General features: G+C 30.5%; 18 protein-coding genes and 2 tRNA genes. 9 read left to right on the top strand and 11 right to left on the bottom strand.

Features of this window, described 5'->3' with window-relative positions; all coding sequences use genetic code 11:
- Window positions 1-47: 47 nt before the first annotated feature.
- Window positions 48-123, top strand: a tRNA-His gene (locus tag DK441_RS20785).
- A 70-nt stretch (window positions 124-193) separates the two neighbouring features.
- On the opposite strand, the gene DK441_RS20780 is transcribed toward DK441_RS20785, so the two are convergent.
- Window positions 194-1252 (bottom strand): M28 family metallopeptidase, encoded by a 1059-nt coding sequence (locus DK441_RS20780; RefSeq protein ID WP_109852384.1) that lies wholly within the window; start codon window positions 1250-1252, stop codon window positions 194-196.
- Window positions 1253-1423: 171 nt separating this feature from the next.
- Here DK441_RS20780 and DK441_RS20775 point away from each other — a divergent pair.
- Window positions 1424-1508, top strand: a tRNA-Ser gene (locus tag DK441_RS20775).
- Window positions 1509-1710: 202 nt separating this feature from the next.
- On the opposite strand, the gene DK441_RS20770 is transcribed toward DK441_RS20775, so the two are convergent.
- The 5 genes from DK441_RS20770 to DK441_RS20750 all read right to left on the bottom strand — a co-directional run bounded on the left by DK441_RS20770 (window position 1711) and on the right by DK441_RS20750 (window position 4602).
- Entirely contained in the window at window positions 1711-2172 is a 462-nt protein-coding gene (locus DK441_RS20770) for a hypothetical protein (protein WP_160112204.1), read from the bottom strand.
- Window positions 2173-2175: 3 nt separating this feature from the next.
- Window positions 2176-2847, bottom strand: coding sequence for a DUF4332 domain-containing protein (locus DK441_RS20765; protein WP_109852382.1), 672 nt, complete (start codon window positions 2845-2847; stop codon window positions 2176-2178).
- An 85-nt stretch (window positions 2848-2932) separates the two neighbouring features.
- Entirely contained in the window at window positions 2933-3466 is a 534-nt protein-coding gene (locus DK441_RS20760; RefSeq protein ID WP_109852381.1) for a hypothetical protein, read from the bottom strand.
- A 122-nt stretch (window positions 3467-3588) separates the two neighbouring features.
- Complete coding sequence (locus tag DK441_RS20755; RefSeq protein WP_109852380.1) at window positions 3589-4188, bottom strand: hypothetical protein; 600 nt, start codon at window positions 4186-4188, stop codon at window positions 3589-3591.
- A gap of 27 nt (window positions 4189-4215) precedes the next feature.
- Window positions 4216-4602, bottom strand: coding sequence for a hypothetical protein (locus DK441_RS20750; protein ID WP_109852379.1), 387 nt, complete (start codon window positions 4600-4602; stop codon window positions 4216-4218).
- A gap of 197 nt (window positions 4603-4799) precedes the next feature.
- On the opposite strand from DK441_RS20750, the gene DK441_RS20745 reads away from it, so the two are divergent.
- A complete protein-coding gene (locus DK441_RS20745) occupies window positions 4800-5558 on the top strand; it encodes a BRO family protein (protein WP_109852378.1) in 759 nt (252 codons plus the stop codon).
- Between the two features lie 163 nt (window positions 5559-5721).
- Here DK441_RS20745 and DK441_RS20740 read toward each other — a convergent pair whose 3' ends face one another.
- On the bottom strand, window positions 5722-6162 hold the full coding sequence (locus DK441_RS20740; protein WP_109852377.1) for a GNAT family N-acetyltransferase: 441 nt from the start codon (window positions 6160-6162) through the stop codon (window positions 5722-5724).
- A 1-nt stretch (window position 6163) separates the two neighbouring features.
- Window positions 6164-7402: a hypothetical protein gene (locus DK441_RS20735; protein WP_109852376.1), complete on the bottom strand. Its 1239-nt coding sequence runs from the start codon at window positions 7400-7402 to the stop codon at window positions 6164-6166.
- A 243-nt stretch (window positions 7403-7645) separates the two neighbouring features.
- Here DK441_RS20735 and DK441_RS20730 point away from each other — a divergent pair, with 243 nt between their 5' ends.
- On the top strand, window positions 7646-8437 hold the full coding sequence (locus tag DK441_RS20730; RefSeq protein ID WP_109852375.1) for a LytTR family DNA-binding domain-containing protein: 792 nt from the start codon (window positions 7646-7648) through the stop codon (window positions 8435-8437).
- A gap of 1 nt (window position 8438) precedes the next feature.
- A complete protein-coding gene (locus tag DK441_RS20725; RefSeq protein WP_109852374.1) occupies window positions 8439-9521 on the top strand; it encodes a sensor histidine kinase in 1083 nt (360 codons plus the stop codon).
- 19 nt (window positions 9522-9540) lie between these two features.
- On the opposite strand, the gene DK441_RS20720 is transcribed toward DK441_RS20725, so the two are convergent.
- Entirely contained in the window at window positions 9541-10212 is a 672-nt protein-coding gene (locus tag DK441_RS20720; RefSeq protein WP_109852373.1) for an SGNH/GDSL hydrolase family protein, read from the bottom strand.
- 525 nt (window positions 10213-10737) lie between these two features.
- Between DK441_RS20720 and DK441_RS20715 the strand changes: the two genes are divergently transcribed.
- The 4 genes from DK441_RS20715 to DK441_RS20700 all read left to right on the top strand — a co-directional run bounded on the left by DK441_RS20715 (window position 10738) and on the right by DK441_RS20700 (window position 15726).
- The gene (locus tag DK441_RS20715) at window positions 10738-11634 is read left to right on the top strand and encodes a LysR family transcriptional regulator (protein ID WP_109852372.1); all 897 of its coding nucleotides are present in this window, start codon (window positions 10738-10740) and stop codon (window positions 11632-11634) included.
- Between the two features lie 79 nt (window positions 11635-11713).
- Window positions 11714-12661, top strand: a complete 948-nt coding sequence (locus DK441_RS20710; protein ID WP_109852371.1) for a YeiH family protein — start codon at window positions 11714-11716, stop codon at window positions 12659-12661.
- A 486-nt stretch (window positions 12662-13147) separates the two neighbouring features.
- Window positions 13148-15352 (top strand): ATP-binding protein, encoded by a 2205-nt coding sequence (locus DK441_RS20705; RefSeq protein WP_109852370.1) that lies wholly within the window; start codon window positions 13148-13150, stop codon window positions 15350-15352.
- Window positions 15349-15726 (top strand): response regulator, encoded by a 378-nt coding sequence (locus DK441_RS20700; RefSeq protein ID WP_200822877.1) that lies wholly within the window; start codon window positions 15349-15351, stop codon window positions 15724-15726. The genes DK441_RS20705 and DK441_RS20700 overlap by 4 nt, the downstream gene beginning before the upstream one ends.
- A gap of 42 nt (window positions 15727-15768) precedes the next feature.
- On the opposite strand, the gene DK441_RS20695 is transcribed toward DK441_RS20700, so the two are convergent.
- Both DK441_RS20695 and DK441_RS20690 read right to left on the bottom strand, forming a co-directional pair.
- The gene (locus DK441_RS20695) at window positions 15769-16878 is read right to left on the bottom strand and encodes a DEAD/DEAH box helicase (protein ID WP_109852368.1); all 1110 of its coding nucleotides are present in this window, start codon (window positions 16876-16878) and stop codon (window positions 15769-15771) included.
- Window positions 16879-16967: 89 nt separating this feature from the next.
- Window positions 16968-17357, bottom strand: a complete 390-nt coding sequence (locus DK441_RS20690; protein WP_109852367.1) for a hypothetical protein — start codon at window positions 17355-17357, stop codon at window positions 16968-16970.
- Between the last annotated feature and the right edge of the window lie 27 nt (window positions 17358-17384).

Raw genomic sequence — 17384 nt, 5'->3', positions numbered from 1 at the left:
GTTTGTAGATAGGTAGAAATACTTTATTTTTGCACCCGAAATTAAATGGTGGTTGTAGCTCAGTTGGTTAGAGCATTGGTTTGTGGTACCAAGGGTCGCGGGTTCGAATCCCGTCTTCCACCCCTAAAAATAAAAAAGCCCTTTTTCAAGGGCTTTTTTTTATTACAGTTTGTGTTTTTATTTTAGCATCTCATTATTCACCTTCTTTAGCACCATCAACAATAATTCTCTCTGCTCTATTTGCTACCTCCCAGGCAGTATAAAATACTAACTTTGCTCTTTTAGTCATGAGTTCATATTCTATTTTATCTGGCGTATCGGTTGGTTTATGATAATCCTCATGTACTCCATTAAAATAAAATATGATAGGAATATTATGTTTTGCAAAATTGTAATGATCACTTCTAAAATAAAATCGATTTGGATCATTTGCTGCATTATACGTATAGTCTAAGTCCAATTTGGTATGTTCTGTATTTACTTTTTCGCTGATATTGTGTAATTCTGTACTTAACCGATCACTACCGATCAAATACACATAGTTGCTTTTATCTTCTCCTTCATGTTTTTCATCAATTCTTCCTATCATATCGATATTGAGATCCGTTACTGTATTTTCTAAAGGAAAAACCGGGTTCTCTGTATAAAATTTTGATCCATACAGTCCTTTTTCCTCACCTGTAACATGTAAAAACAAAATAGATCTCTTTGGTCCCTTCCCATCTTTCTTTGCTTTCATAAAGGCATCTGCTATTTCTAAGATACTTACTGTTCCAGAACCATCATCATCGGCACCATTATGAATATTACCATCTTTATCGGTTCCTACATGATCATAATGCGCAGAAATCACGACAATCTCATCGGGTTTTTCGGTACCTTCAATAAATGCCAATACATTCTCTGAAGATTTAATGCCTCCTCTAAAATAACTTTCTGGGATTTCCTGATAGTAATCATCCCCTCCTAAAGGAGAAGGGATACCCATTCTTTGGTATTGCTTTTTTAAATATTCTGCGGCTTTTTTCTGACCAGGTTCTCCTGTATCACGTCCTTCGAAATCATCACCTGCAAAAACGTATAAGTATTCTTTTAATTCTTTGGCCGTAATGCTTTCGGCATAAGTAACTGCAGTTAATTCTGTATTCACACTAGTATGTGAATCTATTTTTGGATTAGTAGATGTAGAATTTTGTGAAGTCCCGCAACAACAGACTATAAATGAGCCAACTAGTATTATAGTATTTTTCATGTAACAATTTAATTAATAAAGCACAATATACTTAATTCATCTCATATGATTAAGCGAATACCATCTTTAAAGAAAATATCTCTTAAATTATTTTAAATTTTTCTTTTTAGAATTAAAAAAGGTTTTATATTTGCACCCGCATTCAGGGAATACCTGATGAGACTAAACACTGGAGAATTGGCAGAGTGGTCGAATGCGGCAGTCTTGAAAACTGTTGAGGGTCACACCTCCGGGGGTTCGAATCCCTCATTCTCCGCAAGGAATTTATTGAATTCCAATAAAAGTCCATAAACATATGTTTATGGACTTTTTAATTTTCTATACTCTTTAAAGAAAACTGTCAAGAATTGGATCAAGGTTAAATATTATATGTATAATAAGTATTCTTAATTCTTATGCCCCAATAAAGATTACAACTCGACAGGACAAACTCTACCGGAAGTAGAGGTAGTATTTGATTATCTATCAATATTTTTATAATAGTTCTTTTTAGTACTTGGTAAATGCACTACAAATACGATAATAATACCTAATATAGAATAGATGAAGTGATATATATGGAATTCTTTTATAAATAATAATTGCATATTGATCCACAATATAATCAATACTCCTACATAATATGAAAAGGTCCAGGACCAATGATAATTTTTATAAAGATTTACTTTTTCTAAAACTCTCGATTTATTTTTTCTCACCAACCCATAAAGGACAATCAACGGAAATATTCCTAAAACTAAGAATAGGAACAGGCCCGGAATTAAAAAATTAGAAAAGGGTGAGTACCGAAGTATTTCAATTGGTAGTCCGAGTTTGTTTCCTGATGGATCAATAATCATTAACCATCCTGCCGGGATAGCACTAATCATCTGAAACAGTATCAAAAACATTAAAATATATGTTGTAGTTGCTCTTTTCACTTTTTAATATTCAATATCAGGAGGTAACATTTCTGCACATTCTACAAGCATTTTCATATCATTTAAACCAATATGAGCTGGATAAAACTTTCTTTCTGCATTTAATGCTGTTATTTTTTTATATAATTGGTTGGGATTGGCATTTGCCACTTTTTCTACGGTATCAAAACCTGCTTCATACAAGACATAAGCGAAAGTATGATTCACCCATCGAATTCTGGACAAATCAGTTAATTTGGTTAGTCTCAACATTTCTTCATCACTAATATTTATTTGTTTAGAAAATAAAGCCCTGCCATCTAGAGTAACGATTTTATCAAATAAATGGCGTGTGTGTTTAATTCCAATTTTTTCTAATTTTAATACAACATCTCCCGAGGTTTCAGGAAAATCTTTAATTCTATTGGGTTTTCGAAGATACCCATTGATCATTCTTCGAAGGACATTAAGATACTGTTCTGATAAACCACTTTGTCTCGAAAACTCAAGAAGATGATCTTTTTTCTTCAGTCTTTGCTGCAGTTCTTTCAAGTTACAAATACCATGTTTTTTAATAGTATTAAGGTAATCTATATTCTCTTTCAGTACCTTCCAGCTGGGAATAAGGTATGTGGTTTGTAAGATCTTCTTATAACCATCTATGCTAATTTTATATAAATCAATATCGTATCCCATTGTATAGAATTATTGCTGTTCTTTCTGTATTCATACCTTTGTAAACAATACCATATAATTATGATCTGCCTCTTCTGCACATCGTCTATACGATTTCTTTTTTGGCTACATATGTTTCTAAAAAATTATGATACGCATCTGCTTTTTTTAATCTTGTAAGATCTTCTTTAGTTACTTTATAAGCGCCCTTACTCTCTTGTTCTGGGGTAATGAATGTTCGTGTCTCGAATTCTATTATTACTTTAGGTTCATAGCTCGCCAATTTTTCTAATTGAGCTGCAATCTTTTCTTTTTGTGTATCACGCCCAGAACACAGCGTTATAAATGAATAGTTTTTAAGATCCTCTTTATTTTTTTTGATGAAGGTTTTCATCGGATGCGCTATGATATAGTTCCAGATGGGAGCTATCAAAACGATATGGTGGTATTCATTCCATAAAATATCCAGTTCATTGATCTTAGGAAAACGATTAAATAACATATTCAACATAATCCCGAACATCCCTCGTTTTTTGGGTTCGGTGATTTGCAACAGATCGGCTTCTAGGTCTTTGGCTACATCTTTAGCCAATAATTCATTGTTTCCAGAAAAGGAAAAGTAAACGATTAGAGTTTTCATTACAGTACTATTTTGTATAAGAATTATTTGAAAAAGCAACTTAAATTTTGGAAACTGTAAAAACAGAAAAATAATATCTATCTAATTATAAATCTAATAGTAAAAACCATGACTATTTTAGGCTAATTTTTAATTCTTTCAGCTATTTCTTTTCCAAAATTATTTGCCATTTCTACAGCAATTTTGCTATTTGATCTTTTTGTTTTTGATTCGGTATTGGGTTTCATCAACCAAAATGTTCTTGAATCAATAAGTATGGCTTCTTTTTGTTTGATGGACTCTTCGAGCAAACGTTGAGATCTTTTTGTAGAACCACTACCTAAAGTGATCGCAACTACATGCTTTCCCTGTAAATAATCAATATTTTTTATATGATCACGAATTGCTTTATCAGGAGCCCAATTATAAGTATTCGCACAGAATACATATAAATCAAAAAACTCTTTCTCAAAATTTTTGGCAGCAGCTACTGTAACCACTTTTGATCCCCACCCCTTCTCTAACAGGCCTTCTGCAAATGATTTGCTTACCTTTTCATCAAGATTATAAATCGGATCAGGGTCGTAAACGATAAGTGCCTTCTGATCACTATTAGATGCCCCTACGATAGCAATTTTTTCAGGCCCTTTTTTACCCACAATGACAGTAAGCACTATCCAAACAATCAATGTTAATCCTAGTATTACCAGAATATTCGTCATCATCCTTTTTCTTCTTTTCATTATCAGTACTTACGTTTTTTAAAAAGATTAATACGGAACCAGTTCGTATCCTGCATTCAACAAAAGAATCCCCATTAAAAACAGTAGTACGTATAGCACTTGCACCAATTTTATATTGATAAATTCTAACCATTTGGCGGTTCCTTTCGGAAAGACAAACAGCAACAACCCCATACCTAATGAAATCCAACCTATGGCAGTAATGATAAATTTCCAGTTTGGTTCCCATATATTATGAAAAAGGATATTGAGTAATCCCACAATAATTGCAATAAATGAAGTTATAATTACGAATTTTTGGTCTTTCAAGTCCTCAAAAATCTGTTTAATCCTATTGGGATTAAAGCTCAATATGAAGAAAAACACAATCAAATACCAACCCCAAAATTTTGCTAAAAATATAGATATGTCCATAATAAACTTTTATATGATCCATCTCAAATATAAAGACTACACTTCTCTTTTAATATGACCAATGTCATTAGAGTACTTTTTAAAACTCACTCACAAGTCTGGTATCATGATAGTATTTAAAGATTTCAAAATCTGATAATTATCATTGTGAGATACGATATATGCTATTATTTTTATTTCTCTGAAAAACCACGGTAATGAAATCAGAAATCGTAAAAAAAGAAACTAATTATTTTCAGCAGCTAACGTCTGTAGAAATCAATAATCAAATTTGGTTTATTGTTGATGAAGTAGTGAAAGTGTTGGAGTTAGGAAATCCAGATGAAGTATGGAGTACACTGGATATAGAAGAACGTTTTGCTACCGAAATATTCTATAACGGAACTCAAAAAAATGCGACCCTGATTTCTGAAAGTGGTTTGTATTCTTTAATTTTTAAAAGCACAACAAACAGTGCTAAAAAATTTAGAAAATGGGTTACTAACCAGGTTTTACCACTAATACGAACTAGAGGATATTACACTACAAAGCGGCTAGAAATACCCAATTTTGTAATTCGGTTTAATGACAATTGGGATCGTATATCTTCTGGCTATTTTTCGATATTAAGTGAACTTTTTATTAGGTTATATGGGCGGTTTGAACAGGAAGGTTATATGTTACCCAACAAAGCTTTAGATGGTAAAGAAATAAGGCCCGACATTAGTGTTTCTCTTCATTTTGAAAAATATCTTGAAAAAAAGTTTCCACAATATAATCGTGAATTTAAAACATATCTTCATCGATTACCAAGTGGTAAAGAAATAGAAGTGAAACAATACAGGAATCATTTGCTACCCATATTTATAGATTTTGTCGACAAACATTGGTTACCCGAACATGCATATACTTATTTTAAAAGTCGTGATAAACAAGCTTTAAAATACCTTCCAAAATTAATCAGATCAGAAATTTAATATCAAACTCTTTATTTCAATTTACAAAATAAGAACCTGTACAAATTCTCTAAATTGCTCCAGAGATAGTTTATTAAGATATTTTTTATATCCTAGTTAATTATGGATCGGTTATCTTTTGAAGGGTTATACGTATACTTAAAGGAAGGAGTTTTACGAACGGTCACGTTTTCATCCTATAGAGATGTAGGCCCTTTCCCCAATAATGTTCTTCGATATGGTACGTTTTTAGTCCAAATTTTGCATAAAATTGATATGCAAGCTGCGAAGTCCAAACTTCGATATTATGTATATCTGCGTCTTTGTCTATCTCTTCTAAACAGTGTGAGATAATTTTTCTTCCTACCCCTTTACCTTTGAAATCCGGGTGAATAAAATCCCATGAAAGCCTTGCGGTAATATCATTACTTTTATGATAACCCCCGCAACCAATTACTGTATTTTCATTCTTTGCAAGAAAATATGTAGTACTATGCAATTTTAAATACTCTGTAAAATCGTCCCACTCTTCTTCTGCAAAATACTCAGGGACATTTAGAAAAAAAACATTCTTGATTTCTGATAACTGTTCTTCTTTATATCTAATAATTTCTTCTTCAATCATTTTAGAAAGGATTTAAAATTCTAATTCTTTGTGGCTCCCATTGCTCTACTAATGGAGTGTTCTTTTTATCATAAAAAGGCCATTGACTGTTCGAAATATAAAGATACCCCATTTCTTTATAAAATTTACCGTTAGTAGGTTCTCCTTTATACGGCAATGCATTATCCAAAATTTCGACTTTAGTTACTTTATTAGCATCTGTGGTAAGTTGTATTACTTTTTTAGGGTTAGAATTATTTTGGATAGCAATTAATGTATTATCATCAATATAATTTAAACCGTCTATGCCTTTTAATAAATACGCTTTAGACTCATACCACATTCTATCTGAAAAATCAGCTAAATTCAATTTCATAATCCCTTTTATATAATCGGCTATAAATAGATGCTGGTGTGTATCATCAAGAGTAATCCCTTGTAGGTTAAATGCTTCGTTTACTTCAAAAGAATTTTCGAGTACTCCTTTATTGGCATCTATTACAAATATTTTGGGGGATACAGAATTAGTAGCATATATTTTATTGTTTTTAGCTAAAACCATGCTCCCAATAACAGCTTCTTCTGGTATTTCTATTTTAGCCATTATGTTTCCGCTTTGGGTATTTATCTTATACACAAATGATTTGTTATTTTGCTCTTTGTCATATTTACTATAATTCGGAAACATAGAGGAAGAGACCCAAATAGAGTTTTTATCTACTCCTTTTATAATTGCGAAAGCAGCACCTGCAACAGATAGAAGTTCTTCAGACTTTTTAGTTTTTAGATTATATTTAATAACAAATCCATTTCTTACATCTGTTAAGTAAGCCATACCCTCTATCACCACTACATCTTCAACATGGTATTTGTTGGATATTTTAAAAAAAGTGGAGCTTGATTCTTTTTGAGTTGAAAAAAAGGACGCTTTTTTCTTTAAGTCGTTTGCAAATTTCTTCTCTTCTAATAGAGATTTAAAATCTTCGTCCTCCAATTTTAATTCGGCATTCCAACTTAGTAAACTACTCAAAAGTTCAAAAGCCTGTTTATTCTTACTATTAAGGACATATGAAGCTGCCAAATTAAACAATATGGTAGGCTGTGAAGGATGTAACTCTAAAGCTTCTAAATTAAGTTTTTCGAAAGCTTCAAAATTTTTATTCTTATACGCTTCGATACTTTTTTTATAGAGTTCATTTAAGCTTTGTGTATAGCCAGTTAAAGTTACCAAAAGAAGAATTATGAGTATTTTAAATTTCATGATCGCTATGTTTTTATATGATAGTCTACACATCAAATATGATAAATTATTATGTAAAAAATTGAATGAAAATATCATGAAATAGCTCACAAATATCATTTTTTTGACAATTTGCTAAATGTTTCGTTTACTTACAGTCAGTTCTATACTTCAAAGTGTTTAAAAAATGATTTGATACTATGAATTAAAAGTTTAAATTATAAACGGCTTAATAAAACTACATACTTACCTAGATCCATTATTATGAAAATACTTATTGTTGATGATGAAACTTTGGCCAGAAAGAGGATTTTAAAATTAATTATTGAAGCCAAAGTAACCGATTCTATTTTTGAAGCATCATCTGGTAAGGAAGCCATACAATATATTCGTGAGTTAGAGCCTGATCTTGTTTTCTTAGATATACAAATGACAGATATGACTGGTTTTGATGTACTAAAAAAAGTGCATCCAGAATGTACTCCCACTATTATTTTTGTAACTGCTTTTGATAGTTTTGCGGTAAAAGCATTTGAGGTGCAGGCAATTGATTTTTTATTAAAACCTTTTAAAAAAGATCGGTTTTTTGAAGCTTTACACAGAGGTATCAATCGTATTAAAATAAATGAAAAAGAAATCTTCTCTTCAAAAATGAGTAGCTTGATTCAATTTCTAAAAAATGAAGAAACAAGCATATTAGAGGAGCATAACACCTATTTAGAGCGAATTGTTTTAAAATTAGGAAAGAAGTATTATTTTGTAGAGACCAGCGACGTAAAATATATCATTTCATCTGCGTATTATGCCGAAATTTTCACATATTCGGGTCAAAAGCATGTATATCGTATTTCTATGAGTGATTTTATTAAAAAATTAGATCCAAAAGAATTTATTCGTATAAACAGGTCAACTATCGTTAGATTAAAAGAAATTAAAGAGGTTATTGGAGAAGGTATGGGAGATTATAGTATTACCATGAATGATGAAAAATCGTTCTCTTTAACAAAAACGTACAAAACATCTTTTTTAAAGAAAATTGACATTAAGAATTCTTAAAATGCTAGATAAAAAACTTTTTAGATTTATAGTTCTCTTTTATATTTTAGCATGTCTTTTTGGTCTTGTCAATGCTCTTTTTCAAAAAATAAGCGGAGTTTCATTTAAATCATTTACCTGGATTGGGCTTATCATGAATTATTTATTTAATTATGGTACCAAGTTCATATTTATCATACTATCGATCATATTTACGAGAGTATATATTATGCGTAAATTTTCTCTACCCATTAGTATTATTATTCATACTTTAATTTCAGTTTTATTATCACTCTATAGCTCTGTTTTGCTACTAGGATATGAGAAATATGTTCTTGGATATACCGATGTTATTGATATTAAACTAATTTTATTAAGGTTAGCTTATAGTTCGAACTTTAACTTTTTTGTCTATTTCACGCTAATCACTATTCTATATGCTTATTATTATTTTAAAAAACAAAAAGATCAGGAAATAAGAGAATCCAATTTAAAAACACAATTACTGGATTCAAAAATTAAAGTCTTACAATCACAGTTACAACCACATTTTCTATTTAATGCATTAAATGACATCTCTTCCTTAATGGATATTGATATTGAAAAATCGCAAGATGCGTTAGCCGATTTAAGCGAAATGTTAAGAAAAACACTAAGTATCAAAGATGTAAAACATATTACTTTAGAAGAAGAGTTATCAATTTTAAACAAATATTTAGGTATTGAAAAACTACGATTTGGAGAAAAATTAAATTTTAAGATTGATATTGCCGATTTTATGTTATTCGAAAAAGTACCACCGCTTATCTTACAACCTATTGTAGAAAATTCTATAAAACATGGTTTTTCGTATACTCATGATACCATTACAATTGGTATAAAAATTTTCATGCTCTATGATGATATTGTTTTCGAAATAACTAATAATGGAGTACAATTACAACAAGAAAAAATTGTTTTCGGTAATGGCATCAGTAATGTTTTAGAACGAATAGACACCTTGTATCAAGGTAATTATTCATTTGACATTAGAAATAATGAAAATTCTGGAGTGATCAATTATATAAAAATACCGAGAATCTTTGAACAGGGTAAGCACTCTTAACGTTTTACAATACAAATAACTATTTTACAAACAGTGACTCTACAATCACTTTGGCTGCCACCTTACTACCCGATAAAGAAGGGTGAAATTGATCTGGACTGTAATATGAAAAATCGCTGGTCTTATCAAAATGTTGTTTCCAGATTTTTCCTACAGGGCATAGTATTGCTTTATTTTTGATTGCTGCGTCTGTATAGTTTTTAATAACACCATCAAAAGTATGGTAGTATATTCTTGATGGCCATACCATAAAATAAGCCAGTTTTGCACCATTTGCAATACATAAGTTACTATATTCTTTTCCTGAATTAAGAAGCATCTCTCTCCCATCGGCCTGAGACGAAGGACCTTGCTGTATAATCACAACATCATATTTCTTTGTTTTAATCAGACGTTGAACCTCTTTATCTGCCCAATGATCTACAATAGCATAATTGGGCTTAGCCAACATGGTAGTCGTAATCATTATCCCCTTTCTTTTTGCTTCTTGTGTTACTAATCTGGGCAAATCATTACTATACGTCAAGCTATTACCCACAAATAAGAGGTCATATTCTTTGTCTGATATATCACGGCTATCATCTTGTTGATCAGAATTTTCGACACCTGATTCTTGAGTAATATGACTCGATGAGCAAGATATATATACTATAAATAATCCGATAAATATTATAACTAATCTATTAACCATTGTGTTTTATATAGATACAAATGAGTATCTAAGTTTAAGCAAATATTCCGGTTTTAGAGATGAATGATATTAACGATCCATCTTTTGATAAGAATATACTACAAGTTGATATTCATTATTTTTAAAACCGCCCAATTACTAATATCTCAACCAGTTTATAATAAGTTATAACATAAGATAATACCCCATAACAAATTGCAATAGCCTTTTCACCTATGAGATCTATACATTTGACTTTAACTTAAAAGTGCATTCTAGGAAGTAAATTTGTAGTAATTTTAAATGTTTTTTAAATGCTTCTTTTTTAAGAAACAATTCTCATCCATTGTCAGGAATGTATTATAATAAAATTATGAAGTTATTTTTTTACTATTTTAAAGTCAGATTAGCATACCTGGTAGGGAATAAACAAGGTAAAACGTTATAATAAACACTATCAATAAAGAGGTTTTAATACATTGAAATCAAATTTCATTTTTTCAATACATCTTTTTACTGAAAGAAAAACCGCTTAAGTATAGTCTAATGATCTACAGATTAAAAGTTTTCAAAAAAGTTGCTGATTTTCTTAGTTTTACCAAAGCTTCCAAAATGCTTTTTATCACACAACCAGCAATAACAAAACATATTAACGAATTAGAAAAGCATTTTGGTAAAGCATTATTTAACAGGCACGGCAATAAAATAAGTTTAACTCCCGAAGGAAAATTATTACTGCAATACACTAATAAAATACTTAATCTATATAATCAACTAGAAGATGATTTCTTGGCTTTAAATAGTAAATTCCCCGATAAGATCACTATTGGAGCAAGTACTACAATTTCTCAATACATTTTGCCCAAAATATTATCAAAATTTAAAGCAAAATACAGTACTACCAACATTACTCTTCTCAATAACAATTCTGAACATATAGAATCATCAATTATTAATAAACAGGTAGATATTGGTTTTACAGAAGGAAATACTTCTAATCCACTTTTACATTACGAAACATTTGTTTTAGACGAAATTGTTTTGGTCACCAGTACAGATAACACCGCATTAAAAAAGCAAGAAATTACGCTAAGAGAATTAAAAGAACTACCGTTAATATTGCGAGAAAAAGGTTCTGGTACCAGAAACATTATAAAAGATGCTCTGCAAAATGTAAATGTAGATATTAGCCAATTAGCAATTGAAATGACCTTAGGAAGTACAGAAAGTATCAAAACATATTTAATGCACTCGGGCTCCTACTCTTTTCTATCTATTCATTGTATTACAGATGAGTTAATGAATAATAAATTAAAAATCATTGATATTACTTCTTTTACTATCAAGCGTGTTTTTCATATGGTAAATTTACATGGAGAATATTCGAATACTGTAGAAAAAACAAAACGCTTCTTTGCTGCTCATTATAACCTAATGGAATAAGGGATTACAAATTGTAATGAAATTTATTCTGTAAAAACATTCAAATTTGCATCTACGATCCAGTATTAACAAGACGTAGATGAATATTTTGAAGAAAGAAAAGGCGATTCGGCTGACCAGAATAATTATATTTTCTCTAATTATAATAGCATGTTTATCTTCAGTTATAAATAGTTCTATAGCATTATTATTAGGTTTTATATTTACCAATGTATTCGGGAATCGATTTCTTATATTTAATAACAAAGCCATTAGTTTTTTACTACAACTTGCTATTATAGGAATTGGTTTTAACCTCAATATTCAAGAAACTCTGGTTATTGGCCAAAATGGTTTTATGTATATCATGTTCTTTGTGATTTTTGCTTTATGTATTGGTATTGTATTAGGAAAAACCCTTAAAGTCGAACAAAAAACAGCTCATCTAATTTCATCGGGAACAGCTATCTGCGGTGGGAGTGCTATTGCAGCAATAGCATCTACAATAAATGCCCCAAAAGAAGATATTTCTATTGCTTTAAGTATAGTTTTTATTCTTAATGCAATAGCGCTATTAGTTTTCCCAACTCTAGGGCACATATTTAATTTATCCGAATATCAATTTGGTTTATGGAGCGCTATTGCCATTCATGATACCAGTTCAGTAGTTGGTGCTGCGCAAATCTACGGAGAAGAAGCCTTAAAAATAGCTACAATCATTAAGTTGGTTAAGACGTTGTGGATTGTCCCCGTAGCTATTTTTTCTTCTCTGCTATTTAAGGGTGAATTCTATTCAAAAAAAATACCCTGGTTTATAATAATTTTTGTTTTGGCAATTATCATAAATAGTTATTCGCCTATCTCTAGTACAATTACAAATTTGGTATACACGATTTCAAAATCAGTATTTGTAGTAGTTCTCTTTCTGGTAGGAATGAATTTATCAATTTCTAAAATAAAAGTGGTTGGATGGAAACCCGCAGTTCTAGGAATATCGACATGGTTTATCATATCAGTAATCTCGTTACTTATAGTACTTAATTTATAAATGAATCATAGAACAATAAGAGAATACCTAGGTATAGTACATCTCATACTTTTATTAAAAGCCCTTTTTATGTTACACTTTCCAGATGTACGGCTTCATTATATATACATCTGGAAAGGTATAGTAATAGTACTTAAATCTTCCTCAAAATAAACGGGTTGTTTTACGGTTAGGTACTATTTACTATTTATGTTAAGCCTTCTAAAGCTAATTTTAGAGGGCTTTTCTTTATTTTTCAAGATCAAGGTTCGAATATTTTTGTTTTATATACTTCAAAATATCGGTATCTCCCTTATGAGTTATAAAAACATTAATATTCACATTATCAGAAATATCTGTAATTATTCCTGTATTATATTGAGAAACACTACGAGCAAAGTTTGAGGTATTTCAACTATGATGCAGGGAAAATTATTTTTTTGAAGTCAATTCCAAACAGAGAATTACAAATCATTTTGTAACTTTAAGTAGAATTAACCAGTACGTATGTCTTTAACTTTACAAAAATTTGGAATTTCATCAGAGAAAACATTACTATTTCTTTTTATTCTAAAAAAAGATGGAGAAATAATTTCTTTCAATAATAGGTGCGAACTATTATTTCCTCTTGACAAAAATAAAATTGAAGGAAAATTCATTACCGATTTTATAATCGATAAAGATGTATCTGTATTTTTAAATTCTACATCTGGTTTATCTGATAGTAATCCACTTATCAATGTATCATTAAGTTTTCCTACAGAAAATCAAGGAGTAGTCTCTATAAAATTTGATTTCAAACTACATGATAATTTAATTTATGCAACAGGAATAGACACTACAGAAGAATACAAAGAACATAGAGCATTATTAACCATTTCAAAACTAGCCAAAACAGGTGCCTGGTATTTTAATCCCAAGAATAATGAAATGTATTGGTCAGATGGATGTTACTTAATAAACGAGTTAAGTTCCTGTACTCCTATAACAAGAGAAAAAGAAATTAGTTTTTATACCAAAGATGCCAGAGCGAGAGTAAAAAGTTTCCTCGACAACCTTATCAAAGACAAGGAAACTTATGAATATACAGAAAAAATTATTACCGAAAAAGGAAATGAAAAATGGATTAGAGTTGTAGGGCAGCCTGTTATTTATAAAGATGAAGTTGTATATGTAAACGGAACTATCACAGACGTTACTGATCGGTACAATTACATTGAAAAGTTGAAATACAGTGAAGAAACCAAACATTTGGCTTTAAAAGGAATACAATCTGGATTGTTTGATTATCATGTAAAAAGGAATGAAGTTTTTTATAGTTCGGATTTTAAAAAAATGTTGGGATTACCTCTGGATCAGGATTTTGTAGCAGAAGAAGAGTTTAGAAAAATGATACATCCAGATGATGTAGCAAAAATGCTTACAAGGAGACATGATAACTTTAATCAAGAGGGTAATTACTATTATAATTATTATCGACTTAAGCATATTAATGAAGGATATCGTCATTATGAGGTGTACGGTTTCAAAAGAAAAAACACAAAGGGAGAAATAACCCGAATGATTGGTAATTTGATCGATGTTCATCAAAAAAAGATTAATGAAAGGACTATCGTAGAAAGTAAAAATCGATTACAGGCAATTGTTAATAACGGATTTGCATATACAATTCTGTTAGATACAAAAGGGGTAATCTTAATGACTGATGAAAAATCGGTAAAAATTATAAAAAGAGACTTTAATGTAAATCCAAATCAGGTTTCTTGTCGTTTTATAGATGTTATGCCTCTTAATTTTAAGAATTCTTTTGCTCATGAATTTAATGAAGCTCTAAAAGGAAATATTGTAAAAAAAGAAATAGAGCGCATTACCCATAAGGGTGATTTACAATGGCTAGAAGCCAAATACACTCCTGTTTTTGATCAAGAAAAGAAAGTAAACTCTGTTCTTGTTAGTTTTCTGGATATTACAGAACGAAAACTAGCAGAAATAGCAATTAAAGAATCACATATTAAAGAACAGGAGTTAAATAGTCTTAAATCAAATATATTATCCAATTTTAGCCATGAAATAAGAACTCCGCTAAATGGTATAATGACAGTAAGTAAACTCTTATTAGACGAGGAAAAACCTGATGAAAGAGAAAAACTTCTGGAGTATTTGGAAGAAAGTAAAAATAGACTGCTCGACACTATCAATAACTTATCTAATTTTAGCGAAATCGAAGCTATAAAAAAGAATATAAACGTACAAAAATTAGACATTAACTACACCATAGAAACTTCGTACAGAGAATATAAACATATGGCCGAAGCAAAGGAATTAACGTATCAATTAGAACTCGATAAAACCAGTCCACAGGTTAACATTGATAAAGATTTATTTAGGGCTGCGATAAATAATATTATCCATAATGCTATTAAATACACTAATAAAGGAAGTATAATTATTAAAGTTAATTCAAAAAATTCAAAAAATAATGTTTATATTTCAATAACTGATACTGGTATTGGAATAGATAACGAAAATCTTAAGAAAATTTTTGATCCTTTTATGCAAGAAAGTATTGGTATGAGTCGTAAATATGAAGGAACCGGTATCGGACTAAGCTTATCTAAGCGATATATTGAAATCCTGGAAGGGAAAATAAAAGTTAAAAGTAAAATAGGTAAGGGTACCGAATTTAATATTATAATTCCAAAATGCCTATGAATGTTCTCTACGTAGAAGATAATAAAATAAACGCAATGGTAATGGATAAAATGTTATCCAGAAATGATTCTAATGTTATCATTGCAGAAAATGGTTCACAAGCCCTTAAAGTTGTGAAGGAAGAAGTACTGGATCTTATTCTGGTTGATATTAATCTAGGCCTTAATCAAATGGATGGCTGTGAATTACTTCAAAGATTTCGTAAACTGGATATCCTCAAAAACATTCCTGTTTTTGCAGTAACTGCTTATGCTATGCCTGGTGATGAGCAACGTTTTATTAATATTGGGTTTGATGATTATTTCTCTAAACCTGTAAATTTTGATCAACTTTTATCGGTAATATCAAAAATAGGCACATCGCAAACAACATAATTACAGAATGAATTAATAAGAATCAAAAACTATAATTTTTGATTATCTAACCTGGTTAAATCGTATCCCAAGTTGTTTTTCTAATTCTCTTATGACCTGTACCTCTGATTTGGTTATTAGCGCTAAGGATAAACCTGTTTTTCCTGCTCTGGCTGTTCTACCACTTCTGTGTGTATAATATTCTATCTGATCCGGTAATTGATAATGTACAACAAAAGCGAGGTTAGCAACATCAATACCTCTTGCTGCAACATCTGTAGACACCAGTAATTGTAACGTTTTTTTCCTAAACGCTCTCATTACTTTATCTCTATCTTTTTGTGTCATTTCTCCTTCGAGAAGGCCTACTTCATAATTTTTAGCTTTTAGTTGTTTATGAAGTACACGGGCGGCAGCTTTAGTTTTTGTGAAAATAATTCCCCTACCCCCTTTTTGCGTTTTCAGAAAATACGCAAGCGTATCTAATTTATGAACCTCATCACCTACTACAAATTGATGTTGTATCCCTTTATTAACTGCATCATCTTTATCAATACTTATTTGTACTGCACTTTTACTAACATAAGAATTTATAATTTCGTTTAGAGAAGACGGCATCGTAGCAGAAAAAAGCCAAACATTTCTATTTCCTTTGGTTTTGGATAAAATTGTAGTTAGATCCTTCTTAAAACCCATACTTAACATTTCATCGGCCTCATCCATAACCAACGTCTTTATTTCAGAAATATCGACCGCTTTCCTATTCATCAAATCTATAAGTCTGCCTGGTGTTGCTACAATAATATGTGTAGGTCTTTTTAATCTCGAAAGCTGTCTTTCAATTTTTTCGCCACCATATACCGATTCTGTAAAAATCTTATCTGTATACTTAGTGAACTTAAAAAATTGTTTTGCTATCTGTTGACCCAATTCGCGAGTAGGAGCCAAAACTAAAGCCTGAACATGTTTTTTAGAAGGGTTAATCTGGGATAATAATGGAATTCCAAAAGCTGCAGTTTTTCCGGTTCCAGTTTGAGCTTTCCCAACAAAATCGGTTTGCTGACTCATTAAAACAGGAATTGCCTGTTCTTGAATCTTTGTAGGAATCGTAATTCCCATCTCTTTAAGACCTTTATTAAGATCTTTGGGTACTCCTAACTCTAAAAACGTCATACATATCTGATTTAAGTTGCAAAAGTAATTGAATATCTATTCATAATTCAACTTAATCAAAAAATAACCAGCTTAATTGTTAAATCCTATTAACAAGCAATACTCATAAAATAACCAAAGAGTTGTTTTTTCATGCTTAATCCCTTTTTATGAAAATGAGATTTATTCATGCAAAAACCACCAGAGCAGTTAAAATCAGATCCTTCATCAGAAAATAGAATATCTAACAAGACTACTTCATCAGCATGATCATGATCTAGATGATGATTTTCGGTTTCTACGATATTAAAATCATAAGAAAAAACCTTCTTTTTAGCAAATACATGATTTTGGATTAAAATAGGGTGATCCGTATGAAAAGAAAATATATTTTCCTGTTCGTGATTAGAATGATTGATGGTAGTACTAGATTGAGAATTAGCTAGATTAGCAATTAACAAAAAAACAAATATAAGAGGATAGCGTAAAAGTTTATTCATACAGTTGATATTTAAGGGACCATGAGG

The organism is Aquimarina sp. AU58, from assembly GCF_900312745.1.
Lineage (GTDB): Bacteria > Bacteroidota > Bacteroidia > Flavobacteriales > Flavobacteriaceae > Aquimarina > Aquimarina spinulae.
The sequence above is the reverse complement of the archived record's forward strand: the minus strand, read 5'-3'. Positions and strand labels throughout refer to the sequence as shown.